Source organism: Oleiphilus sp. HI0128, assembly GCF_001635365.1.
In genome coordinates, this window is record NZ_LWGG01000313.1 from 1 (window position 1) to 1032 (window position 1032).

The 1032-nt window shown below is 42.0% G+C and carries 1 protein-coding gene and 1 pseudogene; both read left to right on the top strand.

Going from position 1 to position 1032, the window contains the following annotated elements:
* A pseudogene (locus A3763_RS28065) lies at positions 1-426 on the top strand (hypothetical protein); the annotation flags it as partial.
* 235 nt (positions 427-661) lie between these two features.
* Positions 662-1032: cupin domain-containing protein (locus A3763_RS03985; RefSeq protein ID WP_197482747.1), on the top strand; the 371-nt coding region annotated here is incomplete at its 3' end.

Consider the following 1032-nt stretch of genomic DNA (forward strand, 5'->3'; position numbering starts at 1 on the left):
ACAGGCGGCGATGACAGTGTTGTACCTCTGCATAGTGCATGTGGCTCTAACAGGGAAGAGTCCATTGATTCATGTGTGTCTGATCTAGCTGTAGATGGACGTGTGAAGTATGTCTCGAAGCACCCGTCTGGTTACTACGATTATTACTACCCCATCATTATGAGTGAGAACACACCTCACAATAATATGCCGCAATCCATTAATATCTGGTCTTTCCAAAACCTATTGGTACTTCCATGGTTTGTTGACGGTCACCCAATGACCTTCGCATTGAGCAATGCAAATCAATACGAAAACAGTGGTAATGCCTCAATCGATGTGGATGTAGAGTATCACCATCACTGGTCATGGTTTAAGAAATATCGGTATATCACCAATGCTTCAAGAAAAAGTATGTCTGAAGTGATACTGGACTCATTTGAGTAGTAGAGTCTGAAATACTTAGTCATGTAAAAAACTAGCATAAGGCTGAATAGAAAATCCGATGATGGCAACATTGTCGGATTTTTTTATGGGCTTTCGTTAAGGCTTAATCAATATTTTTGTGGCCCAGGCTTTAAGGCAATGCGTATATACCTGTTTGTTACCGTTAATAATAAAAAAGGTGTCAGGTCTTTTTTTTCACTGTATTGTTAATGCTCACAAGGTATGAGTATTAACAATGTTAAATATGGATTTTTCGGAAAAGCTGGCTCTCGATACAGCGAAAATGGAATGGGATAAAAGCCCTGCTGCCGGTGTTTGGCGTAAACCTTTGGAGCGAGAAGCTAAGGAATCGGGGCATACCACGAGCATTGTAATGTATGAGCCTGGCTCGTCTTTCTCTGAGCACTTTCACCCAATGGGTGAAGAGATTTTTGTATTGGAGGGCGTATTCTCAGATGAAACAGGAGACTTTGGCGCTGGAACCTATATACGTAATCCGCCTGGAAGCAACCATGCCCCGTTTAGTAAGCAAGGCTGTGTTATCTTGGTCAAGCTGAACCAGTTTTCACTCGAGGATAAAGAACAGGTACGCATCGATACTACTTC